Source organism: Cupriavidus sp. UME77 (genome assembly GCF_014170355.1).
Classification (GTDB): Bacteria; Pseudomonadota; Gammaproteobacteria; order Burkholderiales; family Burkholderiaceae; genus Cupriavidus; species Cupriavidus basilensis.
Window position 1 is genome coordinate 165,930 of sequence record NZ_LZZU01000086.1, and the last position, 14,331, is coordinate 180,260.

At 66.3% G+C, this 14,331-nt stretch carries 11 protein-coding genes and 1 tRNA gene; 6 read left to right on the forward strand and 6 right to left on the reverse strand.

The annotated features are described in order from the left end of the window. Positions 1-136 precede the first annotated feature (136 nt). On the forward strand, positions 137-1,396 hold the full coding sequence (locus A9975_RS32445; protein WP_183036311.1) for an SUMF1/EgtB/PvdO family nonheme iron enzyme: 1,260 nt from the start codon (positions 137-139) through the stop codon (positions 1,394-1,396). Between the two features lie 143 nt (positions 1,397-1,539). On the opposite strand, the gene A9975_RS32450 is transcribed toward A9975_RS32445, so the two are convergent. Beyond that, positions 1,540-3,483 carry a DEAD/DEAH box helicase gene (locus tag A9975_RS32450; protein WP_183036312.1) on the reverse strand — a complete coding sequence of 648 codons (1,944 nt, stop codon included), beginning with the start codon at positions 3,481-3,483 and terminating at the stop codon, positions 1,540-1,542. Positions 3,484-4,339: 856 nt separating this feature from the next. Here A9975_RS32450 and A9975_RS32455 point away from each other — a divergent pair. Together A9975_RS32455 and A9975_RS32460 are read left to right on the forward strand one after the other, a co-directional pair. Next, entirely contained in the window at positions 4,340-4,498 is a 159-nt protein-coding gene (locus A9975_RS32455; protein WP_183036313.1) for a hypothetical protein, read from the forward strand. A gap of 106 nt (positions 4,499-4,604) precedes the next feature. Further along, positions 4,605-4,679: transfer RNA gene (locus tag A9975_RS32460), tRNA-Arg, on the forward strand. Positions 4,680-4,755: 76 nt separating this feature from the next. On the opposite strand, the gene A9975_RS32465 is transcribed toward A9975_RS32460, so the two are convergent. Next, positions 4,756-5,088 (reverse strand): multidrug efflux SMR transporter, encoded by a 333-nt coding sequence (locus tag A9975_RS32465; RefSeq protein ID WP_183036314.1) that lies wholly within the window; start codon positions 5,086-5,088, stop codon positions 4,756-4,758. Positions 5,089-5,379: 291 nt separating this feature from the next. Between A9975_RS32465 and A9975_RS32470 the strand changes: the two genes are divergently transcribed. After that, positions 5,380-5,874: a hypothetical protein gene (locus tag A9975_RS32470; protein ID WP_150990765.1), complete on the forward strand. Its 495-nt coding sequence runs from the start codon at positions 5,380-5,382 to the stop codon at positions 5,872-5,874. A gap of 10 nt (positions 5,875-5,884) precedes the next feature. Here A9975_RS32470 and A9975_RS32475 read toward each other — a convergent pair whose 3' ends face one another. Together A9975_RS32475 and A9975_RS32480 are read right to left on the reverse strand one after the other, a co-directional pair. Further along, complete coding sequence (locus A9975_RS32475) at positions 5,885-7,087, reverse strand: benzoate/H(+) symporter BenE family transporter (RefSeq protein WP_183036315.1); 1,203 nt, start codon at positions 7,085-7,087, stop codon at positions 5,885-5,887. A gap of 77 nt (positions 7,088-7,164) precedes the next feature. After that, positions 7,165-8,091, reverse strand: a complete 927-nt coding sequence (locus A9975_RS32480) for an amino acid ABC transporter substrate-binding protein (RefSeq protein WP_183036316.1) — start codon at positions 8,089-8,091, stop codon at positions 7,165-7,167. A 558-nt stretch (positions 8,092-8,649) separates the two neighbouring features. Between A9975_RS32480 and A9975_RS32485 the strand changes: the two genes are divergently transcribed. After that, positions 8,650-10,572, forward strand: coding sequence for an ATP-binding cassette domain-containing protein (locus A9975_RS32485; protein WP_183036317.1), 1,923 nt, complete (start codon positions 8,650-8,652; stop codon positions 10,570-10,572). A 67-nt stretch (positions 10,573-10,639) separates the two neighbouring features. On the opposite strand, the gene A9975_RS32490 is transcribed toward A9975_RS32485, so the two are convergent. Next, positions 10,640-10,786 carry a hypothetical protein gene (locus tag A9975_RS32490; protein WP_173430684.1) on the reverse strand — a complete coding sequence of 49 codons (147 nt, stop codon included), beginning with the start codon at positions 10,784-10,786 and terminating at the stop codon, positions 10,640-10,642. Further along, a complete protein-coding gene (locus A9975_RS32495) occupies positions 10,783-12,015 on the reverse strand; it encodes an MFS transporter (protein ID WP_183036318.1) in 1,233 nt (410 codons plus the stop codon). Before A9975_RS32495 ends, A9975_RS32490 begins: the two co-directional genes overlap by 4 nt. Before the next feature lie 305 nt (positions 12,016-12,320). Here A9975_RS32495 and A9975_RS32500 point away from each other — a divergent pair, with 305 nt between their 5' ends. Next, positions 12,321-14,312, forward strand: a complete 1,992-nt coding sequence (locus A9975_RS32500; protein ID WP_183036319.1) for a DNA topoisomerase IV subunit B — start codon at positions 12,321-12,323, stop codon at positions 14,310-14,312. Positions 14,313-14,331: the final 19 nt, after the last annotated feature.

Below are 14,331 nucleotides of genomic sequence, written 5' to 3' on the forward strand. Positions count from 1 at the left end.
CGGGCACACCGCGAGGGGCAGGTGGGGCTGGTGTCATAATGCCCGCATCTCTTCGGCGAAAGGTGCGGCGCATGGCGCACGCGGCTCGCCGGATCACGCAACCGGGTGCCAATCCCATTCTCCGGCAGGGTGTTCGATGAGCGGCTTTTCCATGCTTCCCGACCTTCATTTCAACGGCGGCAAGGCCGTCTGGGCCGATGCCCGGCGGCTACCGCGCGAAGGCCTGGCGCAGGCGCTGGTGGAAGCGCGCAACCGCACTCTGGCCTGGCTGGCAGCTTTCGGCCAGACCCGGCGTGGCTGGGAGGTGCCTCGCCAGGATTTTGCCGACCCGCCGCTGTGGACCCTCGGGCATGTGGCCTGGCACGCCGAATGGTGGTGCCTGCGCGACGTGCGCACGCTCGAGCGCGATGGCGCCTGGCTGCAGGTGGCCAGCGTGCCGTCGCTGCTGACTGGCGCGGACGAGTGGTTCGATCCCGATCGCATCGATCCCGATGCCCGCTGGGAGGTCACGCTGCCCGACGTGGCCGTGGTCAAGCGCTACGCCGCCGACGTGCTCGATGCCGTCCTGCGCCGGTTGGCGGCGCAACCCGATGATGGCGATGCCACGCTCTACGCCTGGCGCCGCGCGCTGTTTCACGAGGACCGCCAGGGCGAGGCCATCGCCGCGCTGCTGCAGGCGCTGGGCGTTGCCCCCGTGGAGCCTGCGGCCGTCCTGCCGTCGGTATCGGTGCCGCACGGCGGCACCTTGCAGTTTCCAGGCGGGCGTTTCATCCAGGGCTGGAGCGCGCCGGATGGCTTCGCGCTACCCGACGAGTTGCCGTCGCAGGCTACCTATGTGCCGGCTTTCGAGATGGATGCCGCGCCGGTCAGCAATGCGCAGTTCCTCGATTTCGTAGAGGACGGCGGCTACGAGCGCGCCTCGTGGTGGTCGGCGGCGGGTCGCCAGTGGCTGATGATGCAGGATCGCTCGGCGCCGCGCTACTGGGCCCGCCATTCCGAGTCGCGGGCCTGGATGGCCTTGCGCTTCGGCAGTCTGCGCACGTTGAATCCTGACGAGGCGGTACGTCACGTCAGCCTGTTCGAGGCGCAAGCCTGGTGCGCCTGGGCGGGCCGGCGCCTGCCGACGGAAACGGAATGGGAGCTGGCGGCGGTCCAGGATCGGGGCGGCCTGCGCTGGGGCATGGTGCGCGAGTGGACGGCGACGCCGTACGAGCCCTACGCGGGATTCGAGGCGGACCCTGCCGATATGGAATACGTGTACTGCTTTGCCAGCCACCAGGCGGTGCGGAGCACGTCTTTCGCCAGCCCGGCGCGCCAGCGTCATGCACGTGCGCGCATGGCGCTGCTGCCCGAGGACGATTTCGCGTTCGTCGGCTTTCGCAGTTGCTCGATGTAGCGGGGCGCTGGTTGCCCGCGGCGAGCGCCGCTGGTTGAGGCGGCCGAATAAGGCGGCCAAAGAAAAAGGCACCCGAAGGTGCCTTTTTCTTTGGCTTTGCGAGAGATCACCGCCTGAGCGGTGATCCTGTTCAGCCTGGCGAATTAACGCTCGAAACGCGAGCGGCCGCCGGTGTTGCCGTTGCCGTTGCGCTGACCGCCGCCGAAGCTGCGGGGGGCGCCATCACGGTTGCCATCGCGGTTGCCGAAGCTGCGGCCTTCGCCGCCACGGTAGCCACCGTTGCCGCCATTGCCGGCTGCACCGCCGCCAAAGCCGCTACGATTGCCGTCGCCGAAGCTGCGGGGAGCCGCGCCGTCACGATTGCCGAAGCCACGATTGTCGCCGCCACGGTAGCCGCCGCCTTCGTTGTTGAAGCTGCGCTGGCCGCCGGCTGCGCCCTGACCACGATAGCCGGTGCTGTTGCCATTGGGGTTGCCCAGGCTGCTGCGGTCGCCGAAGCCACGGTTGCCGTCACGGTCGCCGAACGGGCGATCGCCTGCGGGACGCGGGGCGCCATCACGGCTGCCGAAGCCGCGGCTTTCGCCGCCGCCGAACTTGCGGTCGCCAAAGCTGCGGTTTTCACCGCCGCGATAGCCGCCGCCATTGCTGTTGCCACGGTAGCCACCGCGGTCGCCACCCGGCTTGCCGGCGAAGCCCGAACGCGGCTTCGGCGAGCGACGCGGCTCCAGGCCTTCGATCACCGATGCGTCGACACGGTTGTTGGTGAAGCGCTCGATGCGCTTCCACTGGAACATGTCGCCGTGGTTCACCAGGTTGATGGCGACGCCCGAGCGGCCAGCACGGCCGGTACGGCCGATACGGTGGACGTAGTCTTCCGCTTGCTTGGGCAGGTCGAAGTTGACCACGTGGGTGATATCGGGCACGTCGATGCCGCGTGCGGCCACGTCGGTTGCCACCAGGATGCGCAGGTTGCCGCGGCGCAGCGAGGTCAGGGTGCGGTTACGCGCGCCCTGGGTCATGTCGCCGTGCAGCGCGCCGGCTGCGAAGCCGGTGTCCGACAGGCGCTCGGCCAGCGAATCGGCATCGCGCTTGGTCGCGGTGAAGACGATGGCTTGCTTGAGCGTGGTGTCGCGCAGCAGGTGGTCCAGCAGCTTTTCCTTGTGCGACATGTCGTCGGTGAAGTGCAGGCGCTGTTCGATATTGCTTTGGTCGGCGCGGGTCGCGGCGATTTCGATGCGTTGCGGATCGCGCAGCTGACGCGAAGCCAGCTGGGCGATGCGGCCGTCCAGCGTGGCCGAGAACATCAGCGTCTGGCGGGTGGCCGGGGTAGCGGCAACGATGGCGTCGATGTCGTCGGCGAAGCCCATGTCGAGCATACGGTCGGCTTCGTCGAACACCAGCATGTCCAGTTGGGACAGGTCGATACGGCCGGCTTCAACGTGGTCCAGCAGGCGGCCCGGGGTAGCGACCAGGATGTCAGGCATCTTGGACAGCGCGGCGAGCTGCTTCGGGTAAGGCATGCCGCCCAGGATGCTGGCGCAGACGATGCGGCGCAGGTGGCGGCCGTACTTGGCGGTGGCTTCGGTAACTTGCAGGGCCAGTTCGCGGGTCGGGGTCAGCACCAGCAGCGCGGGTTGCGCCGGCGACGGACGGGGGCGCTTGCCCTTCATGCGCTTGACCGGATCGTCCGAACGCGGGCGATTCGGCGAAGCCTTCTCGCTGATGCGCTGGATCGCCGGCAGGATGAAGGCGCCGGTCTTGCCCGAGCCGGTCTGGCTCGACACCAGCAGGTCGCGGCCAGCCAGGAAGGCGGGGATCGCTTGTGCCTGCACCGGGGTGGGCGTGGTGTAGTTCAGTTCAACCAGGGCGCGAAGAATGGCTTCTTCGAGGCCAAGCTTGGCGAAGCCGTTTTCGGCATTGATGGCAACAGCGGCAGGCGCCACGGCGGCTTCCGGGCTGAGGATGGCGTCGAGCTTGTCGAGCGGGCTCTGTTCCTGGATGGCGGGGGTGGCGATGGCTGCGGCTTCGATCGATGCGTCGGCGGCGGAGGCAAAATCTTGCTCCGCACGAATGTCGTGCTGGGTCATGTCGTAATTTTCTTTAAATGCATGGCACCCCATGCCGAACTAGCGAACAGGGGCGGGCGCAGTGCAAAGTCTTAAAAAGGCTTCGGCGCCAATCGGTGAGGCCGTTACGACAGACACAGCTGGCAGTACGGCGGCAGGCAGGGTGGCACCGGGCACAAGGCCGGGCGACAGTCCCTGGCAGGCAAACAGCTCTATAGAGCCATTCAACAGGATCGGAGACGAGGCGACGTCGGTGAGAAATGCGTTCTGTCGGGTATCACCACTTGGCCTTGATGCAGCAAACAGCACGGCAACATAAAGCAGGCCAGTCGGCGGGACCGGGGAGCAGAGCTTGAGAGCGGGGGCGGTATCGCCTGCCGGAAGAACCCGGCTGGCGTGTTGCACAACTCACAGTGCGAACTCACGGCGCGAATTATAGCAGAAACAAAAGTAAGTTTGTTGCACTGCGATAGGAATTCCTTTTTGAGTCCGAAAGAGTCCGAAACACGAGATTTTGAGCGTCATCGCGCACTTTTTCTGGAATTTCCCCTGCCGCATTCAGAGTTGCATCCGCGGGCTGCCTGCCTATACTGAAGCCGTCGGGCACACGGTTGCCCGGCAAGGTGGCGGACCTGGAATACCCGCTGACCTTCCTCGGCGCTTTGCTTTAAGTGCTGCTAGCCGCTGATATCGCGACAGTCGGCGTCACTGCCAGCTTTCCTTCGACTCTCCGGGTGGTCCGGAGGGACGTCCGCGTCATGGGCGGAATCATGGGAAACGCTGCTTGCAACGACTGTTGCCGCGATAACGCCGGCGTTGACCTGGAAGGCCCGGACCGTCCGCAACCAGCCCGCCAGTTTCCTGGCGGGCTTCTCGTTTGTGGGGCTGGCGGTTCTGCAAGCCGCTCTGGGTGCAGGCCAGCGATGGCTGGGTGCTGGTGCCCGAGCGCTGGGACGGACGCGGCGACGGCGGCTACGGCAAGAAAGACAAGGGCTATCACTGTCCCCCGGGGCACGCCAGGAAAGGCGAGTGCTGAAGCGGGGGCGGCGCGTTTCTTGGGCGGTGAGGATTTTGATATACTCCGGCCTGCTCCGGGATCCGCGCCGCCAAGGCGCGCTCACCGATCCGGGAGTGTCTATCGTCTCGCCGTAGTTCAATGGATAGAACACGCGCCTCCTAAGCGTGAAATGCAGGTTCGATTCCTGCCGGCGGGACCACCCCACGGGTCTCAGCGGTCCATCAAAGCTCCCCCGGTTGAAACGCAGCGGCTTGCCGTCGCACGGCGCACGCGTCTCAATGCGTCCCCATCTTCGAAAACAGCTGAATCACCGCCACCCCCGCGATAATCAGCCCAATCCCCACCCAAGCCGCCAGATCCGGCACTTGCCGATACAACACGCTGGCAATCAGCGTCACGAGCACGATCCCCGCGCCGCACCAGATCGCGTAGGCGATGCCCACGGGCACGGTCTTCATGACCTGCATCAGCAGGACGAAGGCGCTGACATAGCCGGCCACGACCAGCACGCTTGGCCACAGGCGCGTGAAATTCTCGGCGGCCTTGAGGCTGCTGGTGGCAATGACTTCGGCCGCGATGGCGAGGGCCAGTAGTACATAGGCATTCATGGATGGGTCCTTGACGTTGGCTGTCGCTGGGGCCACATTTTCCCATAGCTGCCCGGCGGGCCTTGCTAGGTGTACAGTGCAAAGCATGGTCGAGGCCGCTTTGCGGGCGGACGATCCCTCCTTTCAGGTGGTTGTCCCGTGCCGGGATGCCATCTTCAATCGAGGTAGAGCGCGTTGTTCAAGCGCCGGTAGTCCGGAACATCGTTGTGGGGTGGTCGCGGTAGCCCCGACCAGCTGGCAGTTGTGATAAAGCCAGAGGCGGGTGAGTCAGGTTCGCAGGGGGGGGACGCCATGAAAGGCGAGGATGAGGTTCAGACCGTGTGGCCGCAGGTGGATGGCCAGACGACGGGTCAGGGGCTCTGGCAGAACACGATTGCCGCAGCGGATGTGGCACTGGAAGAGGCGTCGCGCATACAGCGAGGCGTGCAGCACAACCTGAAGCTCCAGCAAGAGGTGAGGGCGCTGCGCGAGGAGTTGCGCAAGGCGCACGGCGAGCTGGATCGCTACCGTGGCATGCATGCGCGCGTGGTGGTCGGCATGCGTCAGCTGGAGGAGGACAACGCGGGCGAAATTAGCCGGCTGCGCGCGGAGAGCGAGATGCTGATGGTGCGCCACCGGGTCTACAAGCTGCTCTCCGAGCACTATGCGCTCACCGCGCTGCGCTTTGATCCCGCCACGTTTGCCGAGCACCGCGACCGGGTGCTGCAGCACATCCTGTTCCAGCGGCGCAAGGGCACACCGGTTTCCGGGATCGGCGCCGCGGACATCGCTTTCCTGCTGCTGTAAGCGCTCGCGCTTATCCGGCCTTGGCGGCAGTACGCGGTCGCAAGACGATCAGCGCCAGCATGCCGCCCACCACGCCCCAGAAGGCCGACCCCACGCCGGCCAGCGTCATGCCTGAGGCGGTGATCATGAACGTCAGCAGGGCGGATTCACGCTCGGCCGGCGTTTGCATGGCCGTGGTCAGGCCACTGGCGATCGAGCCAAGCAAGGCAAACGCGGCCACGGCCACGACCAGCGCTTTGGGGAACGCTGCGAACAGCGCGGCGATGCTGGCTGCCAGCGCCCCCGCAACCAGATAGCCGATGCCGCAAACCACCGCTGCCGTATAGCGCCGGTTGCGGTCGGGATCGGCTTGCGCGCCGGTGCAGATGGCCGCGGTAATGGCCGCCAGGTTGATGCCGTGGGAGCCGAACGGGGCGAGCAGGGCGGAGGCGATGCCGGTGACGGTGATCAGCGGCGAGGCCTGTACGTGATAGCCGTCGGCGCGCAGCACCGCCAGCCCGGGAATATTCTGTGACGCCAGCGCCACGATGAACAACGGTACCGCGATGCTGACGAAGGCTTGCAGCGAGAACGCCGGCGTGGTCCACACCGGCTTGGCCAGCGCGAAATGGAACGATTCGAAATGCAGCTGGCCAAGCGCGCCGGCCAGCGCCACGCCCGCCAGCAGCACGCCCGGCACCGCGTAGCGTGGCCAGAAGCGCTTGCCCAGCAGGTACAGCGCGAACATCACCAGCAGGAGCAAGGTCTGATGCTGGGCTTGCACGAACACGTCGACGCTGATGCGGAACAGGATGCCGGCCAGCAGCGCTGAGGCAATGCTGGCCGGCAGCGCGCGCATCAGTTTGTCGAACCAGCCGGTCATGCCGGCGGCGGTCATCAGCACCGCCGCCATGACGAAGGCGCCGATGGCCTGCGCGTAGGGCACGCCAGGAAGGCTGGCGATCAGCAGTGCGGCGCCAGGGGTCGACCAGGCAACGACGATGGGCGCCCGCGTCAGCAGGGACAGTCCGATGGTGGTCACGCCCATGCCGATGGACAACGCCCAGATCCACGAGGCGACTTGCGCGTCCGACAAATGGGCTGCCTGGCCGGCCTGGATCATCAGCACCAGTGAGCTGGTGTAGCCGGTCAGCATGGCGATCAGCCCGGCGACCAGGGCGGAGACGGAGAGATCGGTCAGCTTCAGGGGCGTGGTGGATGCAGGGCTGGACATGGCACTCGACGCAACGCGTGCGGAAAAAGCGGCTGGGCCGCCATCTTCGCACGAGTTGCGCCGTTCGGGATGCGCGCTCAGTCGGCGACCTTGTCGCTAGGAAACTTGAAGGAATCGCGCAGCAGGTAGCTCATCGGGATGTCGAGGTTGACCCCTTGCGGCGGGATCGGCGACTGGAACCATTTCTTGTAGAGCTTCTGGGTATCGAGCGAATAGATGGAGGCGACCAGGGTCTTGTCGACCAGCCGCTTGAACTCGGCGTCCTGTTTCGACAGCATGATGGCGTAGGGCTCGATCGTCAGCAGCTCGCTGGTGACGGTGTAGCGGGCTGGGTCGCGCGCATTGGCGCGCAGGCCGTAGAGCAGCACGTCGTCCATCACGAAGGCGTCGGCCTTGCCTTGCTCGACCATGGCGAAGGCCTCGGCATGATCCTTGGCTTCCACCACGTGGATCTGCATGGCGCCGGAGCCGTTGATCTGGCGCACCACGGCGAGCGACGTGGTGCCCACCGTGGAGACGACCGTCTTGCCGCGCAGGTCACCCAGCTTGCGGATGCCGGAGTCGGTCTTGACCAGCATGCGGCTGCCGGCGATGTAGTGCGGAATGGTGAAAGCAACCTGCGCGCGCCGCTCGCGGTTGTTGGTGGTGGAGCCGCATTCGAGATCGGCCTTGCCGTCGACGATGGCGGCGATGCGGCTAGCCGGCGTGACAGGAACGAATTCCACTTTTAGGCCCGGGAGCCGGAGCGCGCCGCGCAGGGCGTCGGCCACCCGCAGGCACAGGTCGATGGCATAGCCGTAGGGCTTGCCGTCGGCCACGAAGGAGAACGGCACCGAGCTCTCGCGGTGGGCGATGCGCAGCACGCCGGTTTGTTCGATGCGCTGCAGCACTGGCGTGCTGCCGGACTGCGCGGCGGCGGGCATGGCGCCGGTGGCGAGCGAAAGCGAAAGCAGGGTCGATAGCACAAGCAGCAGCGGCAAGCGCTGCGCACACGGATGGATCATGGAATTCCCCGTACAAAGAAAAAGGCATCAAGCGGAATTGGCGTTGGGTCGCCTCTCACCGGTTCTGACCGGTTCTTGTAGTGCTGCCGTTGTGCTGTGGCCTGCTGGCCGCAGGCCATTGTTCCATGGGGCAAAGCGGGCCGGCAATCGTCACGGCGGGGGGTGTTGCGCGGCGCGCAACAGGCGGGTGGCAGACGCGTGGCAGACATGTAAGCGGCGCCCCGCAGGGGGCGTTGACGGGACTTTCCCTTACGGACTTGTACGACTAGAGCCAGTCCGGGGCGCTTGCTATGCTCCTTCCCGTGCCTTGCGAGCAGGGCACCGAGGAGAGACTCTTGGGCCCGCGCGAGCGCGGGCCCTTCTTTTTTTGTGGCAGTGCGCGGGCCAGGGGTTTGCGCCGCCTCCAGCGAGGGCGGGCGCCGGTGGTCTACAATGCCGGCTACCTGGCACCCCGCCGCCCGGTTGCTGTCCGACGCCGGCGCGCGGCCGCGGGTTCAAGCCGCTTGAGTTGCCGCCTTGAACGGCCTCCTTTTCGCTGTCTCCTTTCGCATTGCTCCCATGGCCCTGTTTTCGATTTCCGACGCCCAGCTTGCCTTCGGGCATGTGGCCTTGCTCGACCACGCCGACTTCTCGCTGGAAGCCGGCGAGCGCGTCGGCCTGATTGGCCGCAACGGCACCGGCAAGTCGTCGCTGCTCAAGATCGTGGCCGGCCTGTCCGCGCCGGACGATGGCCTGATCGCCCGCCAGAGCGGTGTGACCTCGGCGTATGTGCCGCAAGAGCCGCAGTTCGAGGCGGGTGTGACCGTGTTCGACGCCGTGTCCCAGGGCCTGGGCAAGATCCACGACCTGCTGGTCGCCTATGAAGCGGCGCTGGCGGGGCTGGACGATAACCATGACGAGGATTCGCTGGCCGAGCTGCACCGGCTGCAGTCGGAAGTCGACGCCGCCGGTGCCTGGGGTTTGCGCACGCGGGTCGAAACCACGCTGGCGCAACTCAGCCTGAGCGCCGATGTGCGCGTGGATGCGCTATCTGGCGGCATGCAAAAGCGCGTGGCGCTGGCGCAGGCCCTGGTGGCCGAGCCTGACATCCTGCTGCTGGACGAACCGACCAACCACCTGGACGTGGAAGCGATCCGCTGGCTGGAAGACCTGCTGCTGGCCTTCCGCGGCAGCGTGCTGCTGATCACCCACGATCGCGCCTTCCTGGACCGGGTGGCCACCCGCATCATCGAACTCGACCGTGGCCGGCTGATTTCCTTCCCTGGCAATTTCGCAGCCTATCAGGCGCGCAAGGCCGAGCTGCTGGCCGCCGAGCAGGTCGAGCAGGCCAAGTTCGACAAGCTGCTGGCGCAGGAAGAAGTCTGGATCCGCAAGGGTGTGGAAGCGCGCCGCACGCGTAGCGTGGCGCGTATCCAGCGCCTGGAGACGATGCGCACGGACCGCGCGGCCCGCCGCGACGTGCAGGGCAACGTCAAGCTGGAAGTGTCGCAAGGCGAGCGCTCCGGCAAGATCGTTTCCGAGTTGACGGATGTCAGCAAAGCCTTCGGCAGCAAGATGGTGGTGCGCGACTTCACCGGCACCATCATGCGCGGCGACAAGGTCGGCCTGATCGGCGCCAATGGCGCAGGCAAGACCACGCTGCTGCGCCTGATCCTGGGCGAGCTGGCGCCGGATGCCGGTACGGTCAAGAACGGCAGCAACATGCAGGTGGCGTATTTCGACCAGATGCGCACGCAGCTGGACCTGGAGCGCTCGCTGGCCGATACCATCAGCCCTGGCAGCGACTGGGTCGAGATCAACGGCCAGCGCAAGCACGTCATGAGCTACCTCAGCGATTTCCTGTTCGCGCCGGAACGCGCGCGCTCGCCGGTCAAGTCGCTGTCCGGCGGCGAGCGCAACCGCCTGCTGCTGGCGCGCCTGTTCGCGCGCCCGGCCAATGTCCTGGTGCTGGACGAGCCGACCAACGACCTCGACATCGACACCCTGGAACTGCTCGAGGAGCTGCTGCAGGACTACAGCGGCACGGTGTTCCTGGTGTCCCACGACCGGGCCTTCCTGGACAACGTGGTGACCTCTACCATCGCAGCCGAAGGCGACGGGCGCTGGCGCGAGTACGTGGGCGGCTACTCCGACTGGCAAGTCCAGTCGGCGCGCAGCGCGGCCATGCAGGACGCGCGCGGCGGCGAGGGCAAGGCCGCAGCGGAAAGCGCGAAGCCGCGCGAAGCCCGTGCGGCCAACCGCCTGGTCAAGCTGTCGTACAAGGAACAGCGCGAGCTGGACACGCTGCCTGAGCGTATCGCTTCGCTGGAAAGCGAGCAGAAGGCCGTTGGCGCACAGCTGGCGGACGGCTCGCTGTATGTGAGCGACGCGGGCAAGGCCGCGCAGCTGGCGGCCCGCCACGACGAGATCGACCTGGAACTGCTGGAGGCGCTGGAGCGCTGGGAAGTGCTGGAAGCCAAGACCAAGGCCGAGGCGCAGTAGGACCGCTGCGGCTGTGGCTCTGCAGGGGGCCGCAGCCGTCGTCATTACCGACGGCTTTGGCGCATCCTCACCCGCACCAGGCGAGCACCATGTTCGTCAGGTCCACCATGAAAGCCGGCCGCAGGTAGGCCATGAAGGCCAGCGCCAGCACCCCGGCCAGCGCCGTGAAGCCTGCTGCCCGTAGCGCAAGGCCGGCGGGGCGTGCCGTGATCATGCCGAGGCCCCTTGTGGCCGTGCGATCGCATGCTCGCGGATCGGCAGGTTGACCAGGGCGGCCGCTACGCCCAACCCGATCGCGATCATCCAGACCGTGTTGTAGGTGCCGGTCCGGTCATACAGGAAGCCACCCAGCCACGCGCCCAGGAAGCTGCCGATCTGGTGCGAGAAAAACACCACGCCCGACAGCATCGACAGGTACTGCACGCCAAACACCTGCGCGATGATGCCGTTGGTCAGCGGCACCGTGGACAGCCACAGGAAACCCATCATCGCGGCGAACACCCAGGTGCTGGTGGCCGTGAGCGGCAGCAGCAGGTAGCCGGCAATCACCACGGACCGGGTGATGTAGATCAGCGAAAGCAGGAAGCGCTTGGGCACGCGCTGCCCCAACGCGCCCGCGCTATAGGTCCCGAACACATTGAACAGCCCGATCAGCGCCAGCGCCACGGTCGCGATCTTCGGGTCGGTCAGGCCCCGGTCCTTGAGATAGGGCGCCAGATGCACGCCGATGAACACCACCTGGAAGCCGCAGACGAAGTAGCCCAGCGTAAGCAACTGGAAGTTGCGGTTGCCAAACGCTTCGCGCACGGCCTGGCCGATGGTCTGCTGGAAGCCGGGCGCTTGCGTCGCGCCCTGCGGCTCGCGCAGGCTGAGGGCCAGCGGCAGCATCAGGCAAGCCAGCACCGCCAGGATGAACAACGCGTTCTGCCAGCCGGCAGTCGAGATCAGCGTCTGCTCCACCGGGATCATCAGGAACTGCCCGAACGAGCCCGCGGCCGCCGCAATGCCCATGGCCCACACGCGCTTCTCGGGGCTGGCCACGCGGCCAATCACGCCGTACACCACGCTGTAGGTGGTGCCGGACTGCGCAATGCCGATCAGGATGCCGGCGCCAGAGGCGAAGGCGGTGCCGGAGGTGGCCATGGCCATCACGACCAGGCCCGCCACGTACAGCGCAATGCCGACCAGCATGATGCGCAAGCCGCCGAACTTGTCGGCCAGCGCGCCCGTGAACGGCTGGGTCACGCCCCACATCAGGTTTTGCAGCGCCAGCGCGAAGGCAAAGGTCTCGCGGCTCCAGCCGTGGGTCTGCGTGATCGGCAGGTTGAACAGGCCGAAGCCGTGCCGGATACCCATCGATAAGGTGACGAGCAGGCCACCACAAATCAATACGGTAGTGAGGGTGAGTGGTTTTCTTGGTGTGGGTTGAATCGTGTTCTGCATGGCGTCCTGCATCCTGGCTGGGTGTGCGTAGTGCTGTTTTAGTTTTGTCGGCGCGGTCCGCAACCGCCTTGGCCACGCCGGTGCGAGCGAGTGTACCCCGCATCCCGGGAGGACGTCGGGCGTCACTTCGGCGCCGCCCGGGACACCGGATGTGCCGAATCGCGCACGGCAATTGCTGGTGACGATTGGCATCAAGACGGCTACCCGCTTCCATTACAATGCAGGCTGCCCGGCCCCCCTGGCTGGCGTGCGGCAACCGCGCCCCCGCCAAGGCTGGCCGAGAATCCCACTAAGCAAGCGACTCCATGGCGAGCAAAATCAGTCAGTACAGCGAATCCTCCATCCGGGTCCTGAAGGGCTTGGAGCCGGTCAAGCAACGACCCGGCATGTACACCCGTACCGACAATCCCCTGCACATCGTGCAGGAGGTGATCGACAATGCCTCCGACGAGGCCCTGGGCGGCCACGGTTCCGAGATCATGGTCACCCTGCACCGCGACGGCAGCATCAGCGTCGAGGACGATGGCCGCGGCATCCCGGTCGGCATCCATCCCGAAGAACAGGTTCCGGTGGTGGAAATCGTGTTCACGCGCCTGCACGCGGGCGGCAAGTTCGACAAGGGCAAGGGCGGTGCCTATGCCTTCTCGGGTGGCCTGCACGGTGTGGGCGTCTCCGTGACCAATGCGCTGTCGACCCGTCTCGACGTGACCGTATGGCGTGACGGCAACTGCTCCACGCTGACCTTCTCCGGCGGCGACGTCACCGTGCCGCTGGCCACGCGCAAGCTCGAGCGCGGCGAGAAGAAGGGCGGCACGCGGGTGCAGGTCTGGCCCGATGCGAAGTATTTCGATTCGGCCGCGATCCCGATGGCCGAGCTGCAGCGCCTGCTGCGCAGCAAGGCGGTGCTGCTGCCGGGCGTCAAGGTCACGCTGCTGCAGGAGAAAAACGGCGAGCGCCAGACCTGGCAGTACGAGCAGGGCCTCAAGGGCTACCTGGTGGAAGCGCTGGCGCAGGGCAGCGGCGCCGAGCTGGTGGTGCCGATGTTCGAAGGCGAGCACTTCGCCGACCCGGACGCCAACCCGGCGGAAGATGGCTTTGCCGAGGGCGAGGGCGCTTCCTGGGTGGTGGCGTGGACCGAAGATGGCGCGCCGGTGCGCGAGTCCTACGTCAACCTGATCCCCACCCCCGCTGGCGGCACGCACGAGTCCGGCCTGCGCGAAGGCCTGTTCCAGGCGGTCAAGAGCTTTATCGAGATGCATGCGCTGCAGCCCAAGGGCGTCAAGCTGATGAGCGAAGACGTCTTCGCCCGTGCCTCGTTCGTGTTGTCCGCCAAGGTGCTGGACCCGCAGTTCCAGGGCCAGATCAAGGAGCGCCTGAACAGCCGCGACGCGGTGAAGCTGGTGTCCACCTTCAGCCGCCCCGCGCTGGAGCTGTGGCTCAACCATCACGTCGAGTACGGCAAGAAGCTCGCCGAGCTGGTGATCCGCCAGGCGCAGGCGCGCACGCGCGCGGCGCAGAAGGTGGAAAAGAAGAAGGGTTCCGGCGTGGCCGTGCTGCCCGGCAAGCTGACCGACTGCGAATCCACCGACGTCACCCGCAATGAACTCTTCCTGGTCGAGGGCGACTCCGCCGGCGGCTCGGCCAAGATGGGGCGCGACAAGGAATTCCAGGCCATCCTGCCGCTGCGCGGCAAGGTGCTCAACACCTGGGAGACAGAGCGCGACCGCCTGTTCGCCAATAACGAGGTGCACGACATCGCGGTGGCAATCGGCGTGGACCCGCACGGCCCCAACGATGAGCCCGACCTGTCCAACCTGCGCTACGGAAAGATCTGTATCTTGTCCGACGCTGACGTGGACGGTGCGCACATCCAGGTGCTATTACTGACCTTGTTCTTCAAGCATTTCCCCAGGCTGATCGACAACGGCAACGTGTGCGTGGCCCGCCCGCCGCTTTACCGGGTGGATGCGCCGGCACGCGGCAAGAAGCCGGCCCAGAAGCTCTATGCGCTGGACGACGGCGAGCTGGTGGCCATCCAGGACAAGCTGATGAAGGATGGCATCAAGGAAGGCGGCTGGCAGATCTCGCGCTTCAAGGGCCTGGGCGAGATGAATGCCGAGCAGCTGTGGGAAACCACCATGAATCCCGACACGCGCCGCCTGTTGCCGGTGGCGCTCGGCCATTTCGACCTGCCGCAGACCGTAGGCGTGATGAATATGCTGATGGGCAAGGGCGAGGCCGCGCAGCGGCGCACCTGGCTCGAGGAGCGCGGCAACGAGGTGATCGCCGATATCTAGGCGGCACGAATCGAACCGT